We start from the raw sequence: 343 nt of genomic DNA, 5'->3' as shown, positions 1-343 counted from the left end.
CTCATCAAGCTGAAGAACTTATAGTCAGGGCTGAAGAAATTTTACCCAAAGAGCCAATTATACTGTTAGAAAAAGCTAGAGTGCTAACATACCTAGGAAAGTATAATGATGCTGAAATAATGCTTGAAAAATTGAAAGAAGTTCGTGATACCTTTACTGAAAAACTAGAAAATCAATTTATTTCTAGATTTGCAGATTTATATCGGAGAATGGCACAAAATTATCAAAATAGAGATACTACTAAAAAGGTTGAATTATTAAGAAAAGCAATTCAAATCATAGAAAGTCTTAAAGTAATTGACAGTAAAACATATGTTGTTATGGCAAAAGTTTTAACAGATCT

1 protein-coding gene is annotated in these 343 nt (G+C 29.4%); it reads left to right on the top strand.

Going from position 1 to position 343, the window contains the following annotated elements; genetic code table 11:
- Positions 1–343: tetratricopeptide repeat protein (locus DW297_RS18660; RefSeq protein ID WP_205828191.1), on the top strand; the 343-nt coding region annotated here is incomplete at both ends.

Origin of the sequence: Microbacterium sp. PF5 (assembly GCF_004794315.1) — a bacterium.
Lineage (GTDB): Bacteria > Actinomycetota > Actinomycetes > Actinomycetales > Microbacteriaceae > Microbacterium > Microbacterium sufflavum.
The sequence above is the reverse complement of the archived record's forward strand: the minus strand, read 5'-3'. Positions and strand labels throughout refer to the sequence as shown.